The sequence below is a fragment of the Pseudomonas sp. JZ114 genome (assembly GCF_051027705.1).
GTDB classification, from domain to species: domain Bacteria; phylum Pseudomonadota; class Gammaproteobacteria; order Pseudomonadales; family Pseudomonadaceae; genus Chryseomonas; species Chryseomonas luteola.
This window is the reverse complement of sequence record NZ_CP069256.1, coordinates 2,041,794-2,062,765: the sequence shown is the minus strand read 5'-3', so window position 1 is coordinate 2,062,765 and position 20,972 is coordinate 2,041,794. Positions and strand designations below refer to the sequence as shown.

The following is a 20,972-nucleotide window of genomic DNA, read 5'->3' as shown; positions in this document are numbered from 1 at the left end:
GGCTTTACCGCTGGGCGTTACCTAAACAAGCGTACCGGCAGTACTCCACTGCCTGCCACAAGAATAAAGCGTGAAGAGGAATAGGTATGAACGTACAGGTCACTCATGAGGCTCTCACACAAGCGCCCGTCATCACCGACATGCAGGTCGTTCCGGTTGCAGGACACGATGGCATGCTGCTCAACCTCAGCGGCGCGCATGGTCCGTTCTTTACTCGCAATATCGTTATCCTGAAAGACAATGCAGGTCATGTTGGCGTGGGTGAGGTACCCGGCGGCGAAAAGATCCGGCAGACCCTTGAAGATGCTCGTGCACTCATTGTTGGGCAGACCGTTGGTACCTATAACAACATCCTTAATCAGATGCGCCGTACGTTCGCGGATCGTGATGCTGCCGGTCGAGGCCTACAGACATTTGACCTGCGCATCACCATTCATGCCGTAACAGCTGTAGAAGCCGCCCTATTGGACCTGCTCGGTCAGCACCTGGGCGTTCCGGTTGCCGCCCTGCTGGGCGAAGGTCAGCAGCGCGACGCTGTAGAAATGCTGGGTTATTTGTTCTACGTAGGCGACCGCAACAAGACCAATCTTCCCTACCGCAGCGAGCCAGAGGCCGATAATGACTGGTTCCGTGTGCGCCATGAGGAAGCCCTGACCCCGGAAGCTGTGGTGCGCCTGGCCGAAGCAGCCCATGCCCGCTACGGCTTCAACGACTTCAAACTCAAGGGCGGCGTGCTGCGCGGCGAAGAAGAAATGGAAGCGGTGACGGCTCTGGCTGAACGTTTCCCCGAAGCGCGGATCACGCTGGACCCGAACGGTGCCTGGTCACTCAAGGAGGCGATCGCTCTTTGCCGTGACAAGCATGACGTACTGGCCTATGCCGAAGATCCCTGTGGAGCAGAGGATGGCTACTCCGGCCGTGAGGTGATGGCTGAGTTCCGTCGCGCCACAGGCCTTCCGACTGCTACCAACATGATTGCGACCGACTGGCGTCAGATGGGTCATGCTATCCAGCTGCAGTCCGTGGATATCCCGCTGGCCGACCCGCATTTCTGGACGATGCAAGGTTCAGTTCGTGTTGCGCAAATGTGCAATGACTGGGGCCTGACCTGGGGTTCGCACTCCAACAATCACTTTGATATTTCCCTGGCCATGTTCACCCACGTCGCTGCGGCCGCGCCAGGAAAAATCACAGCCATCGATACACACTGGATCTGGCAGGACGGTCAGCGCCTGACCAAGGAGCCTTTCCAGATCAAGGGCGGTCTGGTCGCTGTTCCGCAAAAGCCGGGACTGGGCGTCGAGATCGACATGGATCAGGTTGCCAAGGCCCACGAGCTGTACAAAGGCATGGGACTGGGCGCACGGGATGATGCTGTCGCCATGCAGTTCCTCGTGCCGAACTGGACATTCAATAACAAGCGTCCTTGCATGGTCCGCTGAATTTGTTCGTTCCATCAATACACGCAGCATAGCCGTACCTTGGAGTAAAACAATGAAAAAAGCTTTATGCGCCTCCCTTCTGACTGCATTCGTTTCACTCACTGCAAGCAGTGCTTTTGCTGCGGAGGAAACCAAGTGGCCTACTCGTCCGGTACAGGTCATTGTGCCTGCCAGTGCGGGCGGTGATACGGATTTCAACGCCCGCACTATGGCTAAGTACTTTACCCAGATCACGGGTAAATCGATGGTCATTACCAACATGGGCGGAGGTGGCGGCTCTGTAGCTACCTCCCAGGTCAAGAATGCCGAGCCCAACGGCAATACGATCCTGTTTGCTCACGTCGGCCAACTGATTGTCAACGAGGTTTCCGGCCTAGTGGATTACAGCTATGACGCCTTCGACATATCCAGCATCGCTGCGGTAGACAAAGGAGCCGTATTTGTATCGGGTAAGCCATCCGGCGTCGACTCGCTGGACGCACTAATCGAAAAAGCCAAGGCAAAACCTAATAGCGTTATCTATGGAACAGAGCTGGGCGGCTTCTCGCACTTGCAGGGACTTATCTTCCAGAAGCTTGCCGGGGTACAACTTAAGATGGTTGATACTGGTTCGGCAGCTGAGAAAGTCACTTCCCTGCTTGGCGGCCGTATCGATATGTCTGCAGTGAGCTATGGCGCCGTACAGGACTATGTCAAAACCGGCGATATGCATATCCTGGCGCAGCCTAACGAAGAGCCGAACCCGCTTTTGGGTGATGTAAAGACCTTCAAGTCTCAGGGTATCGACTTTGTCATGGATAAGCCCTACATCATCGCCTTTCCCAAAGGGACGGACCCAGCCATCGTTAAGAAAATGGCTGACGTCATGAAGCAGATTACTGAATTGCCTGCTTATGCGAAAGATCTTGAGCAGGGCTTCAAGCAGCCGGTCAGCTACTACAATACTGAACAGGCTGTTGCTCGTCTGAAGGAAACGCGCGAAACGTTCATGCAGTACAAGGATATGTTGCAGCAAAACAAGTAAGCCACCCTGCCAGCCAGGCTCGTCAATCGAGCCTGGCGCTGCTGTTTCCATGTGAGGACGTTATATGGAAAGCCACAAGAAAAAAGAGCTTGTGATCGGCGTGGTTATGCTTGGCGCTGGTCTGATTTACCTGTTCATGACAATGAACCTACCCCGCAAAGGTTTTGTTGACGCCGCCTTTGTACCTTATGCCCTCTCTATGATGATGTGCCTGTTAGGCGTAATGCAGTTGATTGCCAGCAGAAAGCCGGCCAACCCTGAGGGGGACAACGAAAGCGTCAGTGCTCCGGCTGATTATGCAACTGTATTGAAGACGCTGGGGTTGATTGTTCTTTATGCGGCCCTGCTGGATACAGTAGGTTTTCTCGTGATCACCGCGCTGTATCTCTATCTACAGTTCATCGTACTGACACCCGCCAGCCACCGTGTCAAACATGTGAACTATCTGATCATTGCCGTTATCGCCTCAACCTCTATCTATTTCATCTTCCGCCATGGCTTCGATCTGATGCTACCGGCCGGATTCCTGGACCTATAAGGAGACGGCCATGTTAGAACTCTTGCAGGAAGGCTTTTCCGCCGTATTCTCGTTTCAGATTTTAATCCTTATTACCTTGGGCGTAGCCGTTGGGATCGTATTTGGAGCGGTACCGGGTCTCACCGCTGTCATGGCAATCGCTCTGAGCCTGCCACTGACTTACACAATGGGACCTGCTGCGGGTTTGTCGCTGTTGGTATCACTGTATATTGGCGCGACTTCAGGCGGCTTGATTTCGGCCATCCTACTGAAGATTCCTGGCACACCCTCGTCCATTGCGACAACGTTTGACGGCGCGCCGATGATGGAGAAAGGTGAAGGCGTCAAGGCACTCGGTGCAGGGATTGTATTCTCGTTTATCGGTACGATTGTCAGTATCGCTGCACTCATGTTTATCGCTCCCTGGCTAGCCAAAGTTGCCCTGCGGTTTGGCCCTCATGAGTATTTCGGGATTGCGATTTTTTCCCTGACGCTGATCGCCACGCTTTCGACCGGCTCGATGATCAAGGGCCTGTTTTCCGGCGTAGTAGGCTTTGTCTTTGCCACGGTAGGCATTGCACCGGTGGATGCCATCCGGCGCTTTACCTTTGATACCCCTAACCTCAACAGCGGTTTTGAGATTCTTACCGTGCTGGTGGGCATTTTTGCCATCTCTGAGATCATTAAAGTCGCTGAAAGCGTGCGGTCAGAACGCAAGGCGGCCGTTGCTTCGGTCAGCATGAAGCAGATCAAGGGATTTGGTTTCTCAATGAAGGAATTCATTGGTCAATTGCCCAACTCGATTCGCTCATCATTGATCGGTATCGGCATCGGGATTCTACCCGGCGTAGGAGCTGGCACCTCGAACATCGTGTCCTACATCGTGGCCAAGAAACGCTCGAAGCATCCCGAGAAGTTTGGCAAAGGTGTAATCGACGGTGTGGTAGCCAGTGAAACCGCTAACAATGCCGGAATCGGCGGTGCGATGATTCCGCTGCTAACTCTGGGAATTCCCGGCGATGCCGTCACAGCCATTCTGCTGGGTGGTTTTATGATTCATGGCATTCAGCCAGGACCGATGCTATTCATGAGTCAGGGAACGCTGGTATATACCATTTTTGCCGCCCTGCTCCTGGCTTCCGTCACGATGTTGATATTGGAATTTTATGGCCTGCGTATCTTCATCAAACTGCTTGCCGTACCTAAGCACATCCTTCTGCCCATCATCCTTGTACTGTGCGTAGTGGGTGCGTTTGGCCTGAGTAGCCGTATCTTCGATATCTGGACCATTCTGTTGTTTGGCCTGATTGGCTATGGCTTTGTGAAAGGCGGTATACCTGCTGCGCCATTTATTATCGGATTTATCCTAGGGCCGATGGCCGAAACCAACCTGCGGCGTGGGCTGATGCTTTCGGATGGAAACTTCACAGGCTTCCTGACCAATCCGATTTGCGCCACTTTCCTGGCTTTGGCTGCGCTCTCGGTCGCCTGGCATGTGTATGGCACGCTGCGCCCGGCCAAGAAGGGAGGAGCCGCCGAACTAATGCGCTCCTGACCTTACCGCCCGGTGCGAATGTGCCGGGCGCGTTTGAGTTAGCACCACACGTCGCGAGCGCCTTATTAACAGTACACAACAAAAAGCTGACTAACCTTTAAAAGAGGCCAGACGAACATACTCCATCTCTTTACAGGAGACGCTTATGAGCGAGACCACAAATCAAACGCCTACGCTCTTACTGATTGGTCCTTTATTGCCAGCGCTACAGCAGCAGATCGAATCGATGTATACGGTCTACAAGCTCTGGGACGTCGAGGACAAAAACACCTTTTTCAAGAGTCATGGTGACTCTATTCAAGGGATCGTCACCAGCGGAATTCACGGCTGCAAAGGCGAGGTAATGCGGGCGCTTCCCAACCTGAAAGTTATCGTTAGTTTCGGCGTGGGTTATGACGCAATCGACATCGCCACTGCACGAGACCGAGGGGTAGCGGTCAGCAATACACCAGGCGTACTGGACGACTGCGTGGCCGACACTGCATTTGCCCTGCTGATCGACGTAGCTCGCGGCATCAGCGCGGCAGACCGCTTCGTTCGCAATGGCCGCTGGCTCAAGGAAAAGTTTCCCCTGGGACGCAAGCTCGGCGGCAAGACCTGCGGTATTGTGGGGTTGGGCAACATTGGCAAAGCCATAGCCAAGCGGGTTTCCGCCTTTGACATGAATGTTGCTTATTATGGTCGCCATCAACAAGCAGATGTGCCCTACCGCTACGAGCCGGACCTGAAGGCGCTGGCCAGCCAGTCCGACTTTCTGGTGCTGGCGGTCCCCGGTGGTAACGCGACCCATCACCTTATCGGTACAGACGTACTACAGGCATTGGGCAAGGATGGCTTCCTGATCAACATTGCCCGTGGTTCGGTGGTAGATGAAGCCGCGCTAGTGAGTGCACTGCAACAAGGCGTTATTGCAGGCGCCGGGCTTGATGTATTCGCCCATGAACCCGAAGTGCCTCAGCCATTGCTGGAAATGGATAACGTTGTCCTGACACCCCATCTGGGCAGCGGGACACATGAGACACGTCAGGCCATGGCCGATCTTGTGCTTGAAAATCTCAACCTGTATTTCACGAGCGGAAAACTCAAGACCCCCGTGTAATCCACCGAGCCTCCAGCGGTTTCACCGGAGGCTTAACGTTCCCTTCTCAACAGGAGACACGACCACCTTCAGATCGCTTACATACCAACGAGGCGGGCTTGTCCGAACCCCGTTCCATGGCCTGCAGTAGGTCTGCCGACATTGGACTGCAAAACGCTCTTGATAGTGACAAGAACAATCAACCTATTCAGAGAGTTACGTCATGGCACATACCGAATCGGTTTCCAAAAAGGCAGTCAGTACTTCCCGTTATTCTCTTTCCAACCTCGCCAAGGTGCTCGGCCCTGGCATTATCGCAGTGCTCTCCTGGCTAGGCGCGGGCGACCTGATCACCTCATCGGTCGCCGGCTCGAATTATGGCTATGCCATGATGTGGGTATTGGCCGTATCCCTTTTGCTCCGCTTCTTGATCGTCAACATCATTGCCCGCTTCCAGCTGTGCAACAACCAGGGCATGAGCATCCTGCAAGGCTATGCCCAACTTCACCCGCTCTTCGCCTACTTCATGTTTGGCTATGCGCTGATCATGGCACACCTGACCAATGCCTACATGATCAAGGGGGCCGGCGAGGCGCTTTCGACATTACTGCACATTAACCAGCCCTTATTGTGCTCGGTGGCGGTCGTGCTGGCCGTGTGGATGCTGGTGGGGCGAAACTTCTATGCGATGATCGAAGGCGTCATGAAGTTGCTACTGGCTATCATGACGCTGGCCTTCCTGACCCTGGCGATCATGGCTACGCCGGATATGGGCGGCATCCTGCGTGGAACCATCGGTTTCAGCATACCGGCCGATGAAGGCGTTCACGGCGCGCTGCTGGTGGCGGTGTCTGTCATTGGTGCCGTGGCGGGTTCGTTTTCCAATTTCGTTCACCCCTATGTGATGAAGGAAAAAGGCTGGACAGGGCCTGAGCACAAACGCATCCAGCGTAACGACCTTCTGTTTGCGGTGATTGTCGGCATCATTATCAACCTGGCCATCTGGGTCGTAGGCGCAGAGATCCTGCGACCCAACGGTATTCAGGTCAATACGCTGGATGATCTGGGCGCTGCGCTGGAGCTATATTTTGGCCAAGGGGGATGGCTGATCTTCTTTGTGGGCGTGTTTGCAACGCTGTTTGCCAGCATTTCAGGCAAGACAACCGCCCTGCCCATGTTGATTACCGATGCTTTCCAGTACATCCGCCCCGGTCGCCGTGAGCGCTACGGCAAGGTCCTGCACCATGATCCGATGCATAAGTGGTTCATGCTGTTCATCCTGGTTACGCCATTGGTGTGGTCGCTTCCGGGAATGCCTAACTTCGTTACCCTGACGATCGCAGTCAATGCCTTGAACATCATTGGTTTGCCGGTGATCTCCCTTGGACTGCTGATCATGTCCAACCAGAAATCACTGTTGGGTAAATACCGGAACAACTGGTTCGAGAATATCGCGCTGGGGTTCGCGACGGCTTTGGCCGTATGGATTGCTTTCCAACTGGGTATTAATCTGTTCAGCTGATCCACATGGCCTGAGGGGTTCGTCCCTCAGGCCTTCCTCGAAGTCAACCGTTCCAACCAGACGCCGTCTCTTCCTTCCATAATCTAATCAATACAACCTAGGTTTTAATGGGTGACAGGCTTTGATTTATGTAAACCTCCCTAAGCCAGCCAGTCCAGTGACAGAAACAGGCGCTTCTCGCCCGCCTCCAAGGCAGGCGAACAATGCACAATGCCTGCCCCTTCGTTGCCCTCCCACTTGTCACCCTTGAGCAGCGCCACTGCACCCGACGCGAGTTGATGGGCTTCGTCCGGAGAGATAGTGGTCAGCTGGCTTTTGCCTGACCAGAGACTGCCCGGCCCGGAATAGGTCGTCACCAGCCGAAGCGGCACGTGGTCAACGTGAAAGCGTGGGCACATTGCCTTGTCCAGCAAGCGCAAACGCACCCCGACTCGGCGGGCATTGAGCAAATAGGCGAAGGCTTTGACCAGCCAGGCGACGTCTGCAACAAACCCTTCGTGACCCTCCAAATCCTTATGGGTGCCGGCCAGCTGACTCAGATTGGGTTCGGCTTCCGCATCCTCCAGTTGCACCACCAGAGACTGGGCAAATGGCTCGGCCACGCCGGTCAACATCCGGGCGAACTGTTCAATGTGCAAAGGAAGGCAGCGGTTCCAGATGGCGAGATTGATACCCTCATGGAGCACATCAGCCAAAACGGCAGGGGTATCGCCTGCTATTTGCCGGGGTGTAACGCTAGGTTCTGCCATGTTCATCAGACTCACTTTTTAAAGCGTCAGGCACAGGCTTGCTTCCCCACCTAACAAACAAGAGGTCAGTATGTTGGGTGTAAATGCGTATTGACGCAGCATCGGCAGGACCTGTCGGATATAGACTTAAACATAAGATAATTGATTAAGTTATAACATAACATAAATCAGCTTTTGAGAATGCCTGCTCTATCCTGTAATCACCTTTGATATCTCTCGGATAGTGGTCATGTGCGCCAAGACAATGTTCTTGAAGCGATGCGTTGCGGCGTGTTGAATCTTTCGTTTATGTACAAGCCTAAGGGCCAGACCCGGACGTTATTATCAAGGAGAACGAATGCTCATTAGAAAACTGGCAGGTCCACTGCTTGGCCTTATGCTGTTGAGTGGCTGCGCCCATCAAGAAGCGGATACGCCAGAAACAACCGACCAACCCACCCAAGGCACTGCGGCCAGTCCGACCACTCAGGCGCCCATGGACTTCAATACCGCCAAAGCGATGGCCGAGCGTGGCGATGTCGACGCGCAGATCCAGCTGGGCAGCTTCTATTTCATGGGCAAGCCAACCAAGGACTTAAGACAGGCCGAGCGCTGGTGGAAGCTGGCCGCTGACCGCGGTCATCCCGAGGCGGCCGTGAACCTGGCATTTCTGTATTCAGGACAAGCTGATCCGGCCCTGGCCAACGAGGCCGATATGATCAAATACCTTAATCAGTCAGCAGCCGGTGGCAATCCCATGGCTCAGCACATGCTGGGTAACTTTTATATGGAAGGCATGCATGGCCTGCCCAAGGATACCTTTCAGGCCAAGCAGCTCTACATGAGCGCCTGCGACAAGAAGTTCGAGAGCAGCTGCCAGCGGCTGTCTACGCTTCCCTGAAACAAGGGCTGGGTCCGCCATCAGACCCAGCCTCGACATTACCGGTGCTTAAAATCTGCGTCCCGCTTTTCAACAAAGGCCTTCATGCCCTCTTTCTGATCCGCCGTGGCGAAGACGGCATGGAAAATGCGCCGTTCGAACCGCACACCTTCACTCAGGCTCGTTTCAAAGACCCGGTTGATACTTTCCTTGGCCATCAATGTTGCCGTCAGTGACTTATTGGCGATCTCATGAGCAACCTTCAGGGTTTCGCTCACAAGGCTGTCCACAGGAAAAATACGGGCTACCAGCCCTGCCCGCTCGGCTTCCGGTGCCTCCATCATGCGGCCGGTCAGGCACATTTCCATGGCCTTGGCCTTGCCCAGCGCCCGCGTCAGCCGCTGAGTACCTCCCATGCCCGGCAAGACGCCAAGCTTGATTTCCGGCAGGCCAAACTTGGCATTGTCCGCGGCGTAGATGAAGTCGCATAGCAACGCCAGTTCACACCCACCTCCCAAGGCATATCCGGCTACGGCTGCAATCATCGGCTTGCGCCGGCTGGCGACACGATCCACAGCAGAGAAAAAATCATCCAGATAAATGTCAGGAAAGGTCAGGTCAGCCATTTCCTTGATATCCGCACCTGCCGCAAAGGCCTTGGACGACCCGGTCAGCACGATGCAGCCAATGGTGCTGTCCCGCTCCAGCCCGTCCAACGCCTGATTGAGTTCGTTGATCAGTTTTGTGTTCAGGGCATTCAGGGCTTGAGGGCGGTTGAGTGTGATCAGCGCAACACGCTCTTGTATTTCGATCACCAGGGTTTCATAGGACATGAAGTTACTCTCCTAGATGGCGGGCAATGACAAGCCGCTGAATATCACTGGTGCCCTCGTAAATCTGGCAGATCCGGGCGTCGCGATAGATGCGCTCCAGCGGATAGTCGTTGAGGTAGCCATAGCCACCCAGGGTTTGCAAGGCAGCGGAGCAGACGCGCTCCGTCATCTCGGAGGCAAACAGCTTGGCCATGGAGGCCTCGACCAATGCAGGCCTGCCGGCGTCCCTGAGCGCGGCGGCATGCAGCACCATCTGCCGAGCCACGGCGATTTCGGTTGCCATGTCCGCCAGGCGGAAAGACACAGCCTGATGCTCGACGATAGGCTTGCCAAAGGTCTGCCGGTCACGGGCGTAATCGCGCGCATATTCGAATGCCGCGCGTGCCATGCCCACTGCTTGCGCTGCAATACCGATGCGTCCGCCCTCAAGGTTGGCCAGGGCGATCTTGTAGCCTTGCCCTTCCTCGCCCAGCCGATAAGCCGCCGGGATACGCACGTTGTCCAGTTGGATCTGACAGGTGTCGGAGGCATGAATGCCCAATTTGTGCTCTACACGAACGACCGAATAGCCGGGCGTTGAGATCGGCACCAGAAAGGCGGTGATGCCTCGTTTACCAGCGGACGGATCCGTCACGGCAAAGACAATCACAACGCCTGCATTACTGCCGGAGGTAATGAACTGCTTGGCCCCGTTGATTACGTACTCATCACCTTCCCGCCGTGCCTTGGTCCGTAGATCACTGGCGTCCGAGCCAGCCTGAGGTTCGGTGAGTGCAAAGGCACCGATCATTTCACCCGTAGCCAGCGGTATCAGAAACTGGGTTTTCTGCTCATCGGTGCCGAAGTGATGAATCGGGACGCAGCCTACCGAATTATGCACGCTCATGATGGTAGAACAGGCCCCGTCACCGGCGGCAATTTCCTCAAGGGCCAGTGCATAGGCAACATAACCTGTCTCGCAGCCGCCCCAGGTATCAGGCACCAGCATGCCCATGAAACCCAGCTCAGCCATCTCCCGTAACGCTTCTCGAGGAAAGGTATGCTCGCGGTCCCATTCTGCCGAGAACGGACGCAACCGCTCCTGAGCAAACTGACGGGCCATGTCGGCAATGCTTTGTTGTTCTTCGGTAATCAGCATGATCTTGTCCTCACATCAATACAGGCATTCCACGGCCATCGCGGTTGCCTCGCCGCCGCCAATGCAAATGGCCGCTACGCCTCGGCGCAGACCATGACGGCGCAAGGCCGAAATCAGGGTCACCAGAATCCGTGCACCTGAAGCGCCAATAGGATGGCCCAGTGCACACGCACCGCCATGAATGTTGACCTTTTCATGGGGCAGTCCAAGCTCGCGCATAGTGACCATGGCAACTACAGCAAATGCTTCGTTGATTTCGAACAGATCCACGTCGTTCAGCGACCAGCCTGTCCGCTTCATGAGCTTCTGGATGGCGCCAATGGGCGCCGTGGGAAACAGATGCGGTGCATCGGCGAAGGCTGCATGTCCGTGGATAGCGGCCAATGGCGTCAGCCCCTGCCGCTCGGCCTCGGAGCGGCGCATCAGTACCAGCGCCGCTGCACCATCGGAAATCGAACTGGCGTTGGCAGCCGTTACCGTACCGTCCTGACGGAACGCGGGCTTTAATTCGGGAATCTTGTCGAGCCGGGCCTTGGGCGGCTGCTCATCATCGCGGATAAGGCGTTCTTCCTTACGGGTCTTGACACTAACCGGTACGATCTCGGCCGAAAAGGCGCCCTCCTCGATGGCCTTGCGCGCCCGGGTCAGAGAGGCCATCGCATACTCATCCTGGGCAGCACGGCTGACATCATGCTGCTGGGCACAGTCTTCGGCAAAAGTCCCCATGAGGCGTCCCTTGTCATAGGCATCCTCCAGCCCATCCAGGAACATATGATCCAGTACGCGCCCATGGCCCATGCGATAGCCGGCGCGGGCACGATCCAACAGATACGGTGCGTTGGACATGCTTTCCATGCCCCCGGCAATGACAACGTTGGCACTGCCAGCCCGCAGCAGGTCATGGCCGAGAATGGCAGCCTGCATGCCGGAGCCACACATTTTGTTGAGCGTAGTGCAGGGTGTGTGTTGGGTAAGGCCTGCACCCAGGGCAGCCTGCCGTGCCGGTGCCTGCCCCAGGCCGGCGGGAAGCACGCAGCCCATGAGCACCTCATCTACTGCCTCAACGCTGACGCCGCTACGCTCGATAACCGCGCCGATAGCCTGGGCGCCCAGCTCCGTTGCGCTCAGCCCTTGCAGATCGCCCTGGAAACCGCCCATGGGGGTGCGGGCAAGACTGACGATAACGATGGGATCCTGATTCATGATGATCTCTCTTATTTGGCTGCCATGCGCAAGGCGCCGTCGAGACGAATCACCTCGCCGTTGAGCATGCTGTTTTCAATGATGTGCCTGACCAGGGCTGCATATTCCTCAGGCCTGCCAAGACGCGGCGGGAACGGCACGCCTGTAGCAAGGGATTCGCGCACGGCCTCTGTCATGCCTGCCATCATGGGCGTCTCGAAGATACCTGGGGCGATGGTCATGACCCGTATCCCGTAACGTGCCAACTCCCGGGCAGCCGGTAGCGTCATGCTGGCGACGCCGCCTTTCGAGGCTGCATAGGCTACTTGCCCGATTTGCCCGTCAAAGGCCGCAATGGAAGCGGTGTTGATGATGACGCCACGTTCGCCACTGGCCTCAGCCTCGCCCTGCGTCATAGCTTCGGCGGCCAGACGCAGCATGTTGAAACTGCCAATAAGATTGATGCCGACGATTCGGCTGAAGCTGTCCAAACCATGAACACCGCTTTTTCCCAGTACCTTTTCACCCCCTACGACACCTGCGCAATTGACCAGCCCATGAACGGCGCCAAAGGCCTCCATCGTGGCCGCTACGGCTGAACGCGCCTGAGTTTCGTCGGTGACATTGGTCACGGCGCAGCGTGCCCGTGGGCCAAGTACCTCGACCTTCGCCTCGACACTGGGCGCATGCATATCCACCAGCATAACGTTGGCTCCAGCCTCCACCAGCATGGTCGCGGTAGCAGCCCCCAGGCCCGAGCCCGCACCGGTCACAAGGAACGTTTTGTTTTCAATCTGCATACAGCACTCCTTAGGCGGCAGATGCCGGGGTAGCCTGGGCCTTCGCAATCTCCTGGTTACGCAGGATGAATCGCTGGACCTTGCCACTGGGGGTTTTGGGAAGCTCCGCCACAAATTCGATTTCCCGCGGATAGGCATGGGCGGCCAGGCGTTTGCGTACGTACTGGCGCAGCTCTTCGGCAAGCTCTGGGGTATCACAGTACCGGCTATGAATGACGACGAATGCTTTGATGATTTCGGTACGCTCTGGATCAGGCTTGCCCACTACGGCCGCCTCGATCACGGCCGGATGCTCGATCAAGGCACTTTCCACATCGAACGGTCCTACGCGATAGCCCGATGTTGTGATCACATCATCGGATCGCCCTACAAAGCTGATACTGCCGTCATCGTTCAGCTCGACCGTATCGCCGCTGAGGTAGTAAGCGCCGACGAAGGACTTGGTAGGCAGCCCCAGATACCCACCAAACCAGCACATGGGCGACTGTGAGAGATCTACTGCCAGGATACCGGGCTGGCCAGGGGGCAACTCCTGCGCCTGGTCATCCACTACCACGACTCGGTGTCCAGGACTGGCAAAGCCTGCCGAGCCGGGCCGCACCGGATGCTCCAGTGCGTGGTGATTACACAACACCATGCCCAGCTCGGTCTGCCCGTAATGGTCATGGATGGTTGTGCCCAGGTTCTGTGCGAACCAGCGGATTACCTCCGGGTTGAGCGGCTCTCCTGCACTGCTGACCGCTCGCAACCGCCCTTTGAGGCAGTCGATTACGCTGTCACCACCAGCGATCAGCATCCGGTAAGCAGTAGGCGAACCGGCCAGGTTGGTAATGCCATATTTGCGGATGATGCGACAGGTGCTCTCCACCGAGAACGGACCATCATAAAACGTAGTGGGATGTCCCAGCGCCAGAGGGCCTGTCACGGCGTAGTACAGTCCATAGGCCCAGCCGGGATCAGCCACGTTCCAGAAGGCATCTTCCGGGCGCAGGTCGATGGCATCGCTCATGTAACCCATGAACGCGGCGATGGCCTTCAGCGGAACGGCCAGTGGCTTGGCAGGGCCTGTGGTGCCCGAAGTAAACATGAGCAGGAAAGGATCATCCCCTGCACGCATGACCGGCTCGAAATGGGTAGGATGCTTTTCCAGTTCGCTCCAAAAACTGAAGTCGCCACGCTCAATGCCCAGACCACGTCGGCCACCCAGCGTAACAATGGTGGGGCAATGATCGACGTCGCTCAGCTTGCCTCGGTTGGCCCCATCGGTCACGACCAGTTTCGCCTCTGATGTCGTAAGTCGATGCTCGATGGCCTTGGGGCCAAACGCTGTGAACACGGGCTGGTAGACCGCACCGGCCCGCCACGTGCCAAGGATCGTCACAAGAAGCTCTGGCGTACGCGGCAGCAGGCCCGCCACACGATCACCCGGACCTATCCCCTGGGCCACCAGAAAATGGGCGAACTGGGCCGCGCGCTGCATGAGGTCGATAAACGTCCAGGTTTCGCTGCTGCCGTCGCGGCCCTCCCAGAACAGGGCGATACGGCCCGGCAGAGCATGGCGGTCGCAGCATTCGATACAGGCGTTGAGCGACTCGAGCGTCCCGCTCAGTCGGCTGGCAACAACAGAAGGGAAATCAAAGCTGGAATAGGCAGCCTGATAGTCCTGCATGATCAGTTCCTCGGCTTGTTGTTATTGGAACGTCAGGAGCGTCTTTTTTGACTGTATCGCGCCAGCGCTGGCTTGCAATGGTCAAACCCTTCAATCTGGCTGAGCGGTTTGGACAATCAGGCAGAGTCGGCTTGGGCGAGGATCAGGTTGCGATAGTGACCAGGGTTGGTTCCGGTCCATTTACGAAAGGCCTTATAGAAGGCGCTGATATCAGCGAAGCCAAGCTGAGTAGCAATGTCCGAATAGGTCATCGAGGGATCGGCCAGCCAGTCGATCGCCTGCTCCTTGCGTACGGTGTCCTTGATCGCCTGGTAGGACTGCGCCTGCTCTGCCAGACGCCGCCGCAGGGTTGCAGGCGACATGCACAGGGTGGGCGCCAGGGCTTCACTGGTAGGCCATTGCTCGCCTGGCAATTGCCGCAGCTGCAGCTTGATCCGGCTCGCCAAACTATCCGAATCGCGGTATTTCTCCAGAATATTGCAGGGTGCCTCAGCCAGAAAACGCTGCAGGTCCGCCTTGCTGCGTCTTACCGGCACATCCAGCACCTCAGCAGCAAAGATGATGCGCGTCCGACTCTGGTTGAAACGCAGGTTGTCCGAGAACATGACCTTGTAATCGGCCGTAAAGGCGGGTTCGGGGCAGCGCAGCTCGATTGCCAGAATCGGGATCCGGCGGCCAGCCAGCCAGCAGGCTACGCCGTGAACGATCATCCAGTAGGTGAAATACGCGAAGGCTCGATTGGGCGCCCCGGCGGGCTCCCGCAATATAATTTCCGCCAGGCTCTGGCTGCGGACCAGCTCACCACGAAGGCGCTCGAAGGTAAGCCCGAGAAAAGCCAGCCCATGAATCAACGCTGCGCCTACCGTAGGTTGGGACAGGCAGGCCCGGCAGAGAAACTCGAAACTACCGGACCGCATGCCACGCGGATCCATGCCAAAAAACTCATCATCAAAGCGCCGGGCCAGACGCCGCCAGATGCGCCCGTAAAAGGGGACGGGCACCCGGCCGCCCGGCTCCGCCAGACAGTCTGGCGCCAGCCCGATGTCGCACAATAATTCCGCATGGCTCATTCCCCGCGCAGCAAAGGCCTGTAGCGCCTCCTCCACCAGATAGGTCGAGATGGTGCCCTTGGGAACGGCACGGCTGACCACTGATCAGTCCTTCAGGACGCGCAGCGGATGCTCGTGGGCCGGAAAGGCAGGCTCGAAAAAGGCATCCAGCCAAGCCGGGTCGTCCGTTGCGAGTGGATCTGCATGCCATTTCGGCTGGCGGTCCTTGTCGATCAGCAGGGCGCGTATCCCCTCTTGCAGCTCACCGAGCTGAGTGCAGCGCACCGACAGGTCCAATTCACTGCGCAGCGCCTCGGCCAGCGACCAGCGCTTGCTGCGCCTGAGCTGACGCAGCGTGATGGCCGCCGAAGTCGGTGAGCCCTGGGCCAATGTCTTGGCCGCCTTGGTTAGCCAGGGATTATCGCCGCTGTAGGCCTTGATTTCAGCAAGTACAGTTTTGTCATCATCGAAATCCGTCAGGGCCTGAAGGGTATCGAAGAGGGGTTGTACATTTGGCTCAGGCATCAGGGGCAGGCTCACTTGCTCATGCTGGCGTAGCACCTGTGCAACCGAGGCATGGCCGAGCACCCTGTCGGGCATGGCCTGCAAATCGGCAATGACCTGCTCACGCCGCTCCGCCGCAATGCAGCGATCCGCCAGCCCGACGAAAACCGCATCACGCGCCGTAAGCTGTGCGCCGGTAACACCCAGGAACAGCCCGCAACGGCCCGGCATGCGGTTGAGAAACCAGCTCGCCCCTACATCGGGATATAACCCGATGCTGACCTCAGGCATGGCAACACGGGTGCTCTCGCATACCACGCGATGAGAGGCACCGGCGAGCAACCCAAGCCCTCCTCCCATGACGTAACCCGCCCCCCAGGCAATAAGCGGCTTGGGGTAATGATGGATGAAGTGATCGAGCCGGTATTCCAGCGTAAAGTACTCACCGGTGGCCTTGCCCGGCCCAGCTTCTCCTTCCCGCATGGCCTTGTAGAGCGCGACGATATCGCCTCCCGCGCAAAAGGCCTTTTCACCAGTTCCCTCCAGCCAGACCGCGTCAATGTCGTCCTGCTCCGCCCAGTGCCTGAGTTGTTCTTCCAGCTGGACGGCCATGTTGAAGGATAGGGCGTTCAGGCTGCTTGGTGCGTCTAGCGTCACGCGTCCGAGCCGCTTGCCGGAGGCCAGTGGCAGTTCCGTTACCTGGATGCAGCGCTCACTCATGTAGGTGCTCTCGTCTTGTTCTTATCGGTCGCCCTGTCTGCCAGGAGCGACGGGGCCATGAGAAATGCCCTATCAGATAAGCACATTCCACCCAAGGGAGACAATTAATCCTAACGGTGATAAGAAGTTAGCCGCTTGCCGATTAGCGGGGCTTTGTAAATGCCTAAAAGTCACCTATAACTAATTAGGTCAGCAACCTACAGGACAAACCTCATGCATTTTCTCATCATGCAGGGCCAGTATGGTCACAAGCTGGTTAGCTATAGCGATGCTGTATTTGATTTGAAAGAAGCACTGACGGAGTTGAAAGGGAAAGACGCTGCCAACTCACCGATGATTCTTGACGACAAGGTGGTGCAAAGTACCTACCTTTGCACCGAAACTGGCATGCCTGTGCAAGAAATCGACGGCTATCTCATCCGGCTGGCTGAGCTGTAACCCGGCCCCACGCTGCTGACCTGAGAGGGTCGTGTTCTTATCGCCGTATTGCAGTGTAAGAACCGCCCTCCCCTACTCCGATTGCTTCCCTGCGTTGCCCGCCCTTGTCGCGGGCGGGCAGTTCTGCCGTCAGACCTTGAACTGATTGACCAGGCGACGCTGCTGCTCGGCCAGCTGTGTCAGCTCGGCACTGGCGTGCGACGACTGCTCTGCACCCTGGGCCACTTCAGACGCAACCGTTCCGATCACGGTAACATTACGGTTGATGTCCTCCGCCACGGCACTTTGCTCTTCGGCCGCTCCCGCGATCTGGATGTTCATTTCCGTGATGACGGAAACCGCCTCGGTGATCGCCGCCAGCGCAGCTGCGGCCTCGGAAGATTGCTGCACGCTGGTCTCGGTCTTCGCCTGACTGGCCTGCATGATCTGCACCACGTCCTGCGTACCGCTTTGCAGCTGCTGGATCATGGTCTGGATTTCCTGAGTCGCCTGCTGAGTCTTGCCCGCCAGATTACGAACTTCATCCGCCACTACGGCAAAGCCGCGGCCCTGCTCACCAGCCCGTGCCGCCTCAATGGCTGCGTTGAGGGCCAGTAGGTTGGTCTGTTCGGCAATGCCGCGAATGCTGACCAGGATCGTGGTAATGTTTTCGCTGTCCTTGGCCAGCCCTTCCACGCTGACAACCGCACGGTCGATCTCGGCAGCCAGTGCGGAAATCGCATCGCTGGAGTTCTGCACAATGGTCCGCCCGTGGTTAGCCGACTGATCTGCATTACCTGCCGCCTCGGCCGCCTGGTTGGCACTGCGGGCAACTTCCTGGGCTGTAGCGGACATTTCCTGAATGGCCGTTGCCACTTGATCGATTTCAGATTGTTGCTTCTGTACCCCTTGCTGGGTGTGAATGGCGATCTCTGCTGTATGCTCGGATGCATCGCTCACTTTTTGTACCGAGGATACTACCTGGGTAATCATGGCTTGCAGCTTGGCCAGGAAGCGGTTGAAACCTTTTGCCATGGCACCCAGCTCATCGGGCCGGTTTTCATCCAGCCGACGGGTCAGATCGCCCTCGCCTTGAGCGATATCATCTAGCATCAGCACCATTTGCTTCAGTGGTCGCGTGATACTGCGGCTTACCAGCCACAGCGCGCCAAGCCCAATAATGGCAAGGGCCAGGCCGACCAATCCCATCCCGAAGGTATTTCGATCGCTCTGCGCCTTGATATCGTCGTGAAGCTTCAGAGACTCACCCAGTGCGGCCTGGATGGGCAGCTGGATCATCAGTGTCCACTGAGCGGACGTGTTACCGACCTTGAACGGTAGGAACAGCTCGATATGCCCATGCGCTTCGTCATAGTCGTATAGCGGCTCGGTCGACTTCAGCTGCTTCAGATTATTCAGCTCGTTTTCATCCAGCAGAGTACTGACAGACTTGCCCAGCTGGCCGGCGTCCTTGGTATAGGCAATCAAGGCACCATTACTGGCAATCAGTGCCATTTGACCTGCGCCCTGGTAGAGCGACTGGTTGGCCTTGACCAGAGCATCCTGGATAAAGCCGACGGACAGGTCCGCACCGGCAATACCCTGGAACTTGCCTTTGACCATGATAGGCGCGGTAAACGATGCCATCAGGACAGGCTTGCCAGCGACGTCATAGGTATAGGGGTCAACGGCGCAAAGCTGTTGCGTTTCCTTGACGCACAAATAGTACTCGCCCTCGCGCACGCCCAGGTCGGAGCGTTTCTGGCTTTCCATGAACTGAATGATGTCATGGCCGAGCGTACCATCGGCATTGCGGAACCAGTACGGCAGAAAGCGGCCAGTGCTGTCATGCCCAGGCTGCCCCATGAACTGATAGTCGTCACCTGCAAAGGCATTGGGCTCCCAGCCCAGATAAGCGCCCAGGAGTTCAGGGTGCTTTTCCATCGCATTTCGAACGATTCGATCCTGCTCATCTCGCGACAGATGGACGCTGGTGCTCGGATCGCTGGCAGCCAAGGCGCTCAGCTGCGCCAGTGATGCTGCGATGTTCAATGGCTTTTCAAGGTCATGCTGGATATGCATGACGTTGGCATCGGCCAGAGAAATCAGCCGCTCCTGGATGACCTTTTCAAACAACGCCTCTGTACCCTTGGCCGCCTGATCCTGTGTACGCTCGCCGGTAACCAACGCATACCCCACCAGGGCGATGACGATCGCCAGGATACAGGCACCGGCATACGCCATGATGGTGTACTGAATGGACTTGAATTTCATGGTGCCTTTCCCATGTCTGCTTAGCTAAAAGGCTCTATCGGCGCAGACCAGAAAAGCTGAATTGCAGCCTGTCGGTTAGGACAACACCTCGTCGCGCCTGTCTTGCCGGGTGCTCAGCCGACAGGACAGGTGCAGAAGCAAAATCAGTCTGACGAGGAGGAGAAATCGGTCAGGGGCCGCGACAATCGAGGGTCATGCCGGTAAGCCAGCATAAGGACAAGTCCGACCAGGCCCATGACCGCACAGTAGCCCACGCAGAACCAGGGGCTGACCGGCATCAGGGCAATCAGAATCAACGGCGTGATACTGCCCCAGATCGAGTACGCAATGTTGTAGGTAAAGGAAATACCCGTGACTCGAATATTGGAGGGAAACAGCCCGATCATCACCGATGGCACGACGCCCACAATGCCGCAGGCAAGACCTGCGATTGCGTAGCCCAGCCAGAGCGCTATCGCCTCGCTGACCAGACTCGCATACAGGACTGCAATACCGGGGGCGAGAACGGCGCTGTACAATCCCATCGCCTGCCAGGGACCTATTCGATCGGCGAGGGACCTATTCGATCGGCGATGCGTCCGGCGATGACGCAGCCAATATTCAGAAACACGATACCGATGCAGCTCATGCGGAACGCGGTACTGGTTGGAATATGAAAGTACTTCTGCATCACGGTAGGCGTCACAACCACCAGGACGACCACTGCCGAAGTCAGAACGCAAGTCAGCAGTGCCGCCGGCAGCAAGGCGGTGCGGTGTTCTCGCAGGACCGTCGATAACGGCAGGCGCGCCGATAATACCTTGCGAGCCTGCATCTCCATGAAGACAGGCGTCTCGTTCAGCCACCGCCGTAGCCATACCGCCAGGACGCCAAAAAAGCCACCCAGGATAAAGGGGATACGCCAGGCATAGGCGTGGAGTTCTTTCTCGGCGTAGATTGATGAGAGCACCGTGGCCGTTAGTGCACCCAACAGGTAGCCAAATGTCAGGCCTGCCTGAAGAATACCCAGCGCATAACCTCGGTGATTGGCCGGGGCATGCTCTGCTACAAACACCCAGGCACTGGGCACCTCGCCGCCGACGGCAGCCCCCTGCAATACCCGTAGCGCCAGCAGGATCAGCGGTGCAAAGTAGCCGATCTGCGCATAAGTAGGCATCACGCCAATGAGCAGGCTTGGCAATGCCATAAGCAGGATGCTCAGGTTGAACATGCGCTTGCGCCCCAGGCGGTCGGCATAATGCGCCATGAGAATCCCGCCCAAGGGGCGCGCCAGGTACCCGGTGGCAAAAATGCCGAAGCTTTGCAGCAGCCGCAGCCATTCAGGCATTTCCGGCGGGAAAAACAACTGGCTGAGCACCAGCGCGAAAAAGACGAAAATAATGAAGTCGTAGATTTCCAGGGCACCGCCCAGCGCCGCCAGACCCAGGGTCTTATGGTCCTGCCAGGATAATCGCCGGGTAGGCGTATGAATGTCGCTATGCATGTAAACGTGCCCGCTCTCTTCTTGCCTAAACATGAGGCGGCGCAGAATACAGGGAAGTCGCTGTCTTGTTACAGTGTAAACGTATCTCGAAGTCCATCATGTCAATCGTCTAAGTGTTCGCCTCAACCCATGGCACGGCAGCGGGTCTAATCCGATA

General features: G+C 57.0%; 16 protein-coding genes and 3 pseudogenes. 8 read left to right on the top strand and 11 right to left on the bottom strand.

The features are described from left to right. Positions 1-86 precede the first annotated feature (86 nt). The 6 genes from gudD to JQR90_RS09605 all read left to right on the top strand — a co-directional run bounded on the left by gudD (position 87) and on the right by JQR90_RS09605 (position 7,138). Positions 87-1,442, top strand: a complete 1,356-nt coding sequence (gudD, locus tag JQR90_RS09630) for a glucarate dehydratase (RefSeq protein WP_010798246.1) — start codon at positions 87-89, stop codon at positions 1,440-1,442. Between the two features lie 52 nt (positions 1,443-1,494). After that, positions 1,495-2,466 carry a tripartite tricarboxylate transporter substrate binding protein gene (locus tag JQR90_RS09625; protein ID WP_010798245.1) on the top strand — a complete coding sequence of 324 codons (972 nt, stop codon included), beginning with the start codon at positions 1,495-1,497 and terminating at the stop codon, positions 2,464-2,466. Between the two features lie 64 nt (positions 2,467-2,530). Further along, positions 2,531-3,004 (top strand): tripartite tricarboxylate transporter TctB family protein, encoded by a 474-nt coding sequence (locus tag JQR90_RS09620; protein ID WP_010798244.1) that lies wholly within the window; start codon positions 2,531-2,533, stop codon positions 3,002-3,004. A 10-nt stretch (positions 3,005-3,014) separates the two neighbouring features. Further along, positions 3,015-4,538, top strand: coding sequence for a tripartite tricarboxylate transporter permease (locus JQR90_RS09615; RefSeq protein ID WP_434140759.1), 1,524 nt, complete (start codon positions 3,015-3,017; stop codon positions 4,536-4,538). 145 nt (positions 4,539-4,683) lie between these two features. After that, positions 4,684-5,637, top strand: coding sequence for a 2-hydroxyacid dehydrogenase (locus tag JQR90_RS09610; protein WP_010798242.1), 954 nt, complete (start codon positions 4,684-4,686; stop codon positions 5,635-5,637). 202 nt (positions 5,638-5,839) lie between these two features. Then, positions 5,840-7,138: an Nramp family divalent metal transporter gene (locus JQR90_RS09605; RefSeq protein WP_122042600.1), complete on the top strand. Its 1,299-nt coding sequence runs from the start codon at positions 5,840-5,842 to the stop codon at positions 7,136-7,138. Positions 7,139-7,278: 140 nt separating this feature from the next. On the opposite strand, the gene JQR90_RS09600 is transcribed toward JQR90_RS09605, so the two are convergent. Beyond that, positions 7,279-7,893, bottom strand: coding sequence for a DUF1826 domain-containing protein (locus JQR90_RS09600; protein ID WP_112297770.1), 615 nt, complete (start codon positions 7,891-7,893; stop codon positions 7,279-7,281). Between the two features lie 331 nt (positions 7,894-8,224). Between JQR90_RS09600 and JQR90_RS09595 the strand changes: the two genes are divergently transcribed. Continuing rightward, entirely contained in the window at positions 8,225-8,767 is a 543-nt protein-coding gene (locus JQR90_RS09595; protein ID WP_434140758.1) for a tetratricopeptide repeat protein, read from the top strand. A gap of 38 nt (positions 8,768-8,805) precedes the next feature. Here the strand turns inward: JQR90_RS09595 and JQR90_RS09590 are convergent, their stop codons facing one another. The 7 genes from JQR90_RS09590 to JQR90_RS09560 form a co-directional block, all read right to left on the bottom strand. Further along, positions 8,806-9,579, bottom strand: a complete 774-nt coding sequence (locus JQR90_RS09590) for an enoyl-CoA hydratase (protein ID WP_010798238.1) — start codon at positions 9,577-9,579, stop codon at positions 8,806-8,808. Positions 9,580-9,583: 4 nt separating this feature from the next. Further along, positions 9,584-10,717, bottom strand: coding sequence for an acyl-CoA dehydrogenase family protein (locus tag JQR90_RS09585; protein ID WP_434140757.1), 1,134 nt, complete (start codon positions 10,715-10,717; stop codon positions 9,584-9,586). A gap of 15 nt (positions 10,718-10,732) precedes the next feature. Then, positions 10,733-11,920: an acetyl-CoA C-acyltransferase gene (locus tag JQR90_RS09580; protein ID WP_010798236.1), complete on the bottom strand. Its 1,188-nt coding sequence runs from the start codon at positions 11,918-11,920 to the stop codon at positions 10,733-10,735. Between the two features lie 11 nt (positions 11,921-11,931). After that, a complete protein-coding gene (locus JQR90_RS09575) occupies positions 11,932-12,699 on the bottom strand; it encodes an SDR family NAD(P)-dependent oxidoreductase (RefSeq protein ID WP_010798235.1) in 768 nt (255 codons plus the stop codon). A gap of 10 nt (positions 12,700-12,709) precedes the next feature. Then, complete coding sequence (locus tag JQR90_RS09570) at positions 12,710-14,368, bottom strand: acyl-CoA synthetase (protein WP_010798234.1); 1,659 nt, start codon at positions 14,366-14,368, stop codon at positions 12,710-12,712. A 116-nt stretch (positions 14,369-14,484) separates the two neighbouring features. Further along, entirely contained in the window at positions 14,485-15,438 is a 954-nt protein-coding gene (locus JQR90_RS09565) for an AraC family transcriptional regulator (RefSeq protein ID WP_083603087.1), read from the bottom strand. Positions 15,439-15,522: 84 nt separating this feature from the next. Beyond that, a complete protein-coding gene (locus JQR90_RS09560) occupies positions 15,523-16,641 on the bottom strand; it encodes an enoyl-CoA hydratase/isomerase family protein (protein ID WP_010798232.1) in 1,119 nt (372 codons plus the stop codon). A 213-nt stretch (positions 16,642-16,854) separates the two neighbouring features. On the opposite strand from JQR90_RS09560, the gene JQR90_RS09555 reads away from it, so the two are divergent. Beyond that, positions 16,855-17,079, top strand: coding sequence for a hypothetical protein (locus tag JQR90_RS09555; RefSeq protein WP_010798231.1), 225 nt, complete (start codon positions 16,855-16,857; stop codon positions 17,077-17,079). Positions 17,080-17,208: 129 nt separating this feature from the next. Here JQR90_RS09555 and JQR90_RS09550 read toward each other — a convergent pair. The 3 pseudogenes from JQR90_RS09550 to JQR90_RS09540 all read right to left on the bottom strand — a co-directional run. Next, positions 17,209-17,799, bottom strand: a pseudogene (locus JQR90_RS09550) (methyl-accepting chemotaxis protein); the annotation flags it as partial. Positions 17,800-18,111: 312 nt separating this feature from the next. Then, a pseudogene (locus JQR90_RS09545) lies at positions 18,112-19,002 on the bottom strand (PDC sensor domain-containing protein); the annotation flags it as partial. A gap of 473 nt (positions 19,003-19,475) precedes the next feature. Next, positions 19,476-20,815, bottom strand: a pseudogene (locus JQR90_RS09540) (MFS transporter). Positions 20,816-20,972: the final 157 nt, after the last annotated feature.

Bases quoted from the DNA above. Each gene is read 5' to 3' on its own strand.
- JQR90_RS09565 (WP_083603087.1), bottom strand. From the start codon at position 15,438: ATGAGCCATGCGGAATTATTGTGCGACATCGGGCTGGCGCCAGACTGT.
- JQR90_RS09610 (WP_010798242.1), top strand. From the start codon at position 4,684: ATGAGCGAGACCACAAATCAAACGCCTACGCTCTTACTGATTGGTCCT.
- gudD (WP_010798246.1), top strand. From the start codon at position 87: ATGAACGTACAGGTCACTCATGAGGCTCTCACACAAGCGCCCGTCATC.
- JQR90_RS09575 (WP_010798235.1), bottom strand. From the start codon at position 12,699: ATGCAGATTGAAAACAAAACGTTCCTTGTGACCGGTGCGGGCTCGGGC.
- JQR90_RS09595 (WP_434140758.1), top strand. From the start codon at position 8,225: ATGCTCATTAGAAAACTGGCAGGTCCACTGCTTGGCCTTATGCTGTTG.
- JQR90_RS09570 (WP_010798234.1), bottom strand. From the start codon at position 14,368: ATGCAGGACTATCAGGCTGCCTATTCCAGCTTTGATTTCCCTTCTGTT.
- JQR90_RS09560 (WP_010798232.1), bottom strand. From the start codon at position 16,641: ATGAGTGAGCGCTGCATCCAGGTAACGGAACTGCCACTGGCCTCCGGC.
- JQR90_RS09620 (WP_010798244.1), top strand. From the start codon at position 2,531: ATGGAAAGCCACAAGAAAAAAGAGCTTGTGATCGGCGTGGTTATGCTT.
- JQR90_RS09605 (WP_122042600.1), top strand. From the start codon at position 5,840: ATGGCACATACCGAATCGGTTTCCAAAAAGGCAGTCAGTACTTCCCGT.
- JQR90_RS09555 (WP_010798231.1), top strand. From the start codon at position 16,855: ATGCATTTTCTCATCATGCAGGGCCAGTATGGTCACAAGCTGGTTAGC.
- JQR90_RS09585 (WP_434140757.1), bottom strand. From the start codon at position 10,717: ATGCTGATTACCGAAGAACAACAAAGCATTGCCGACATGGCCCGTCAG.
- JQR90_RS09590 (WP_010798238.1), bottom strand. From the start codon at position 9,579: ATGTCCTATGAAACCCTGGTGATCGAAATACAAGAGCGTGTTGCGCTG.
- JQR90_RS09625 (WP_010798245.1), top strand. From the start codon at position 1,495: ATGAAAAAAGCTTTATGCGCCTCCCTTCTGACTGCATTCGTTTCACTC.
- JQR90_RS09580 (WP_010798236.1), bottom strand. From the start codon at position 11,920: ATGAATCAGGATCCCATCGTTATCGTCAGTCTTGCCCGCACCCCCATG.
- JQR90_RS09600 (WP_112297770.1), bottom strand. From the start codon at position 7,893: ATGAACATGGCAGAACCTAGCGTTACACCCCGGCAAATAGCAGGCGAT.
- JQR90_RS09615 (WP_434140759.1), top strand. From the start codon at position 3,015: ATGTTAGAACTCTTGCAGGAAGGCTTTTCCGCCGTATTCTCGTTTCAG.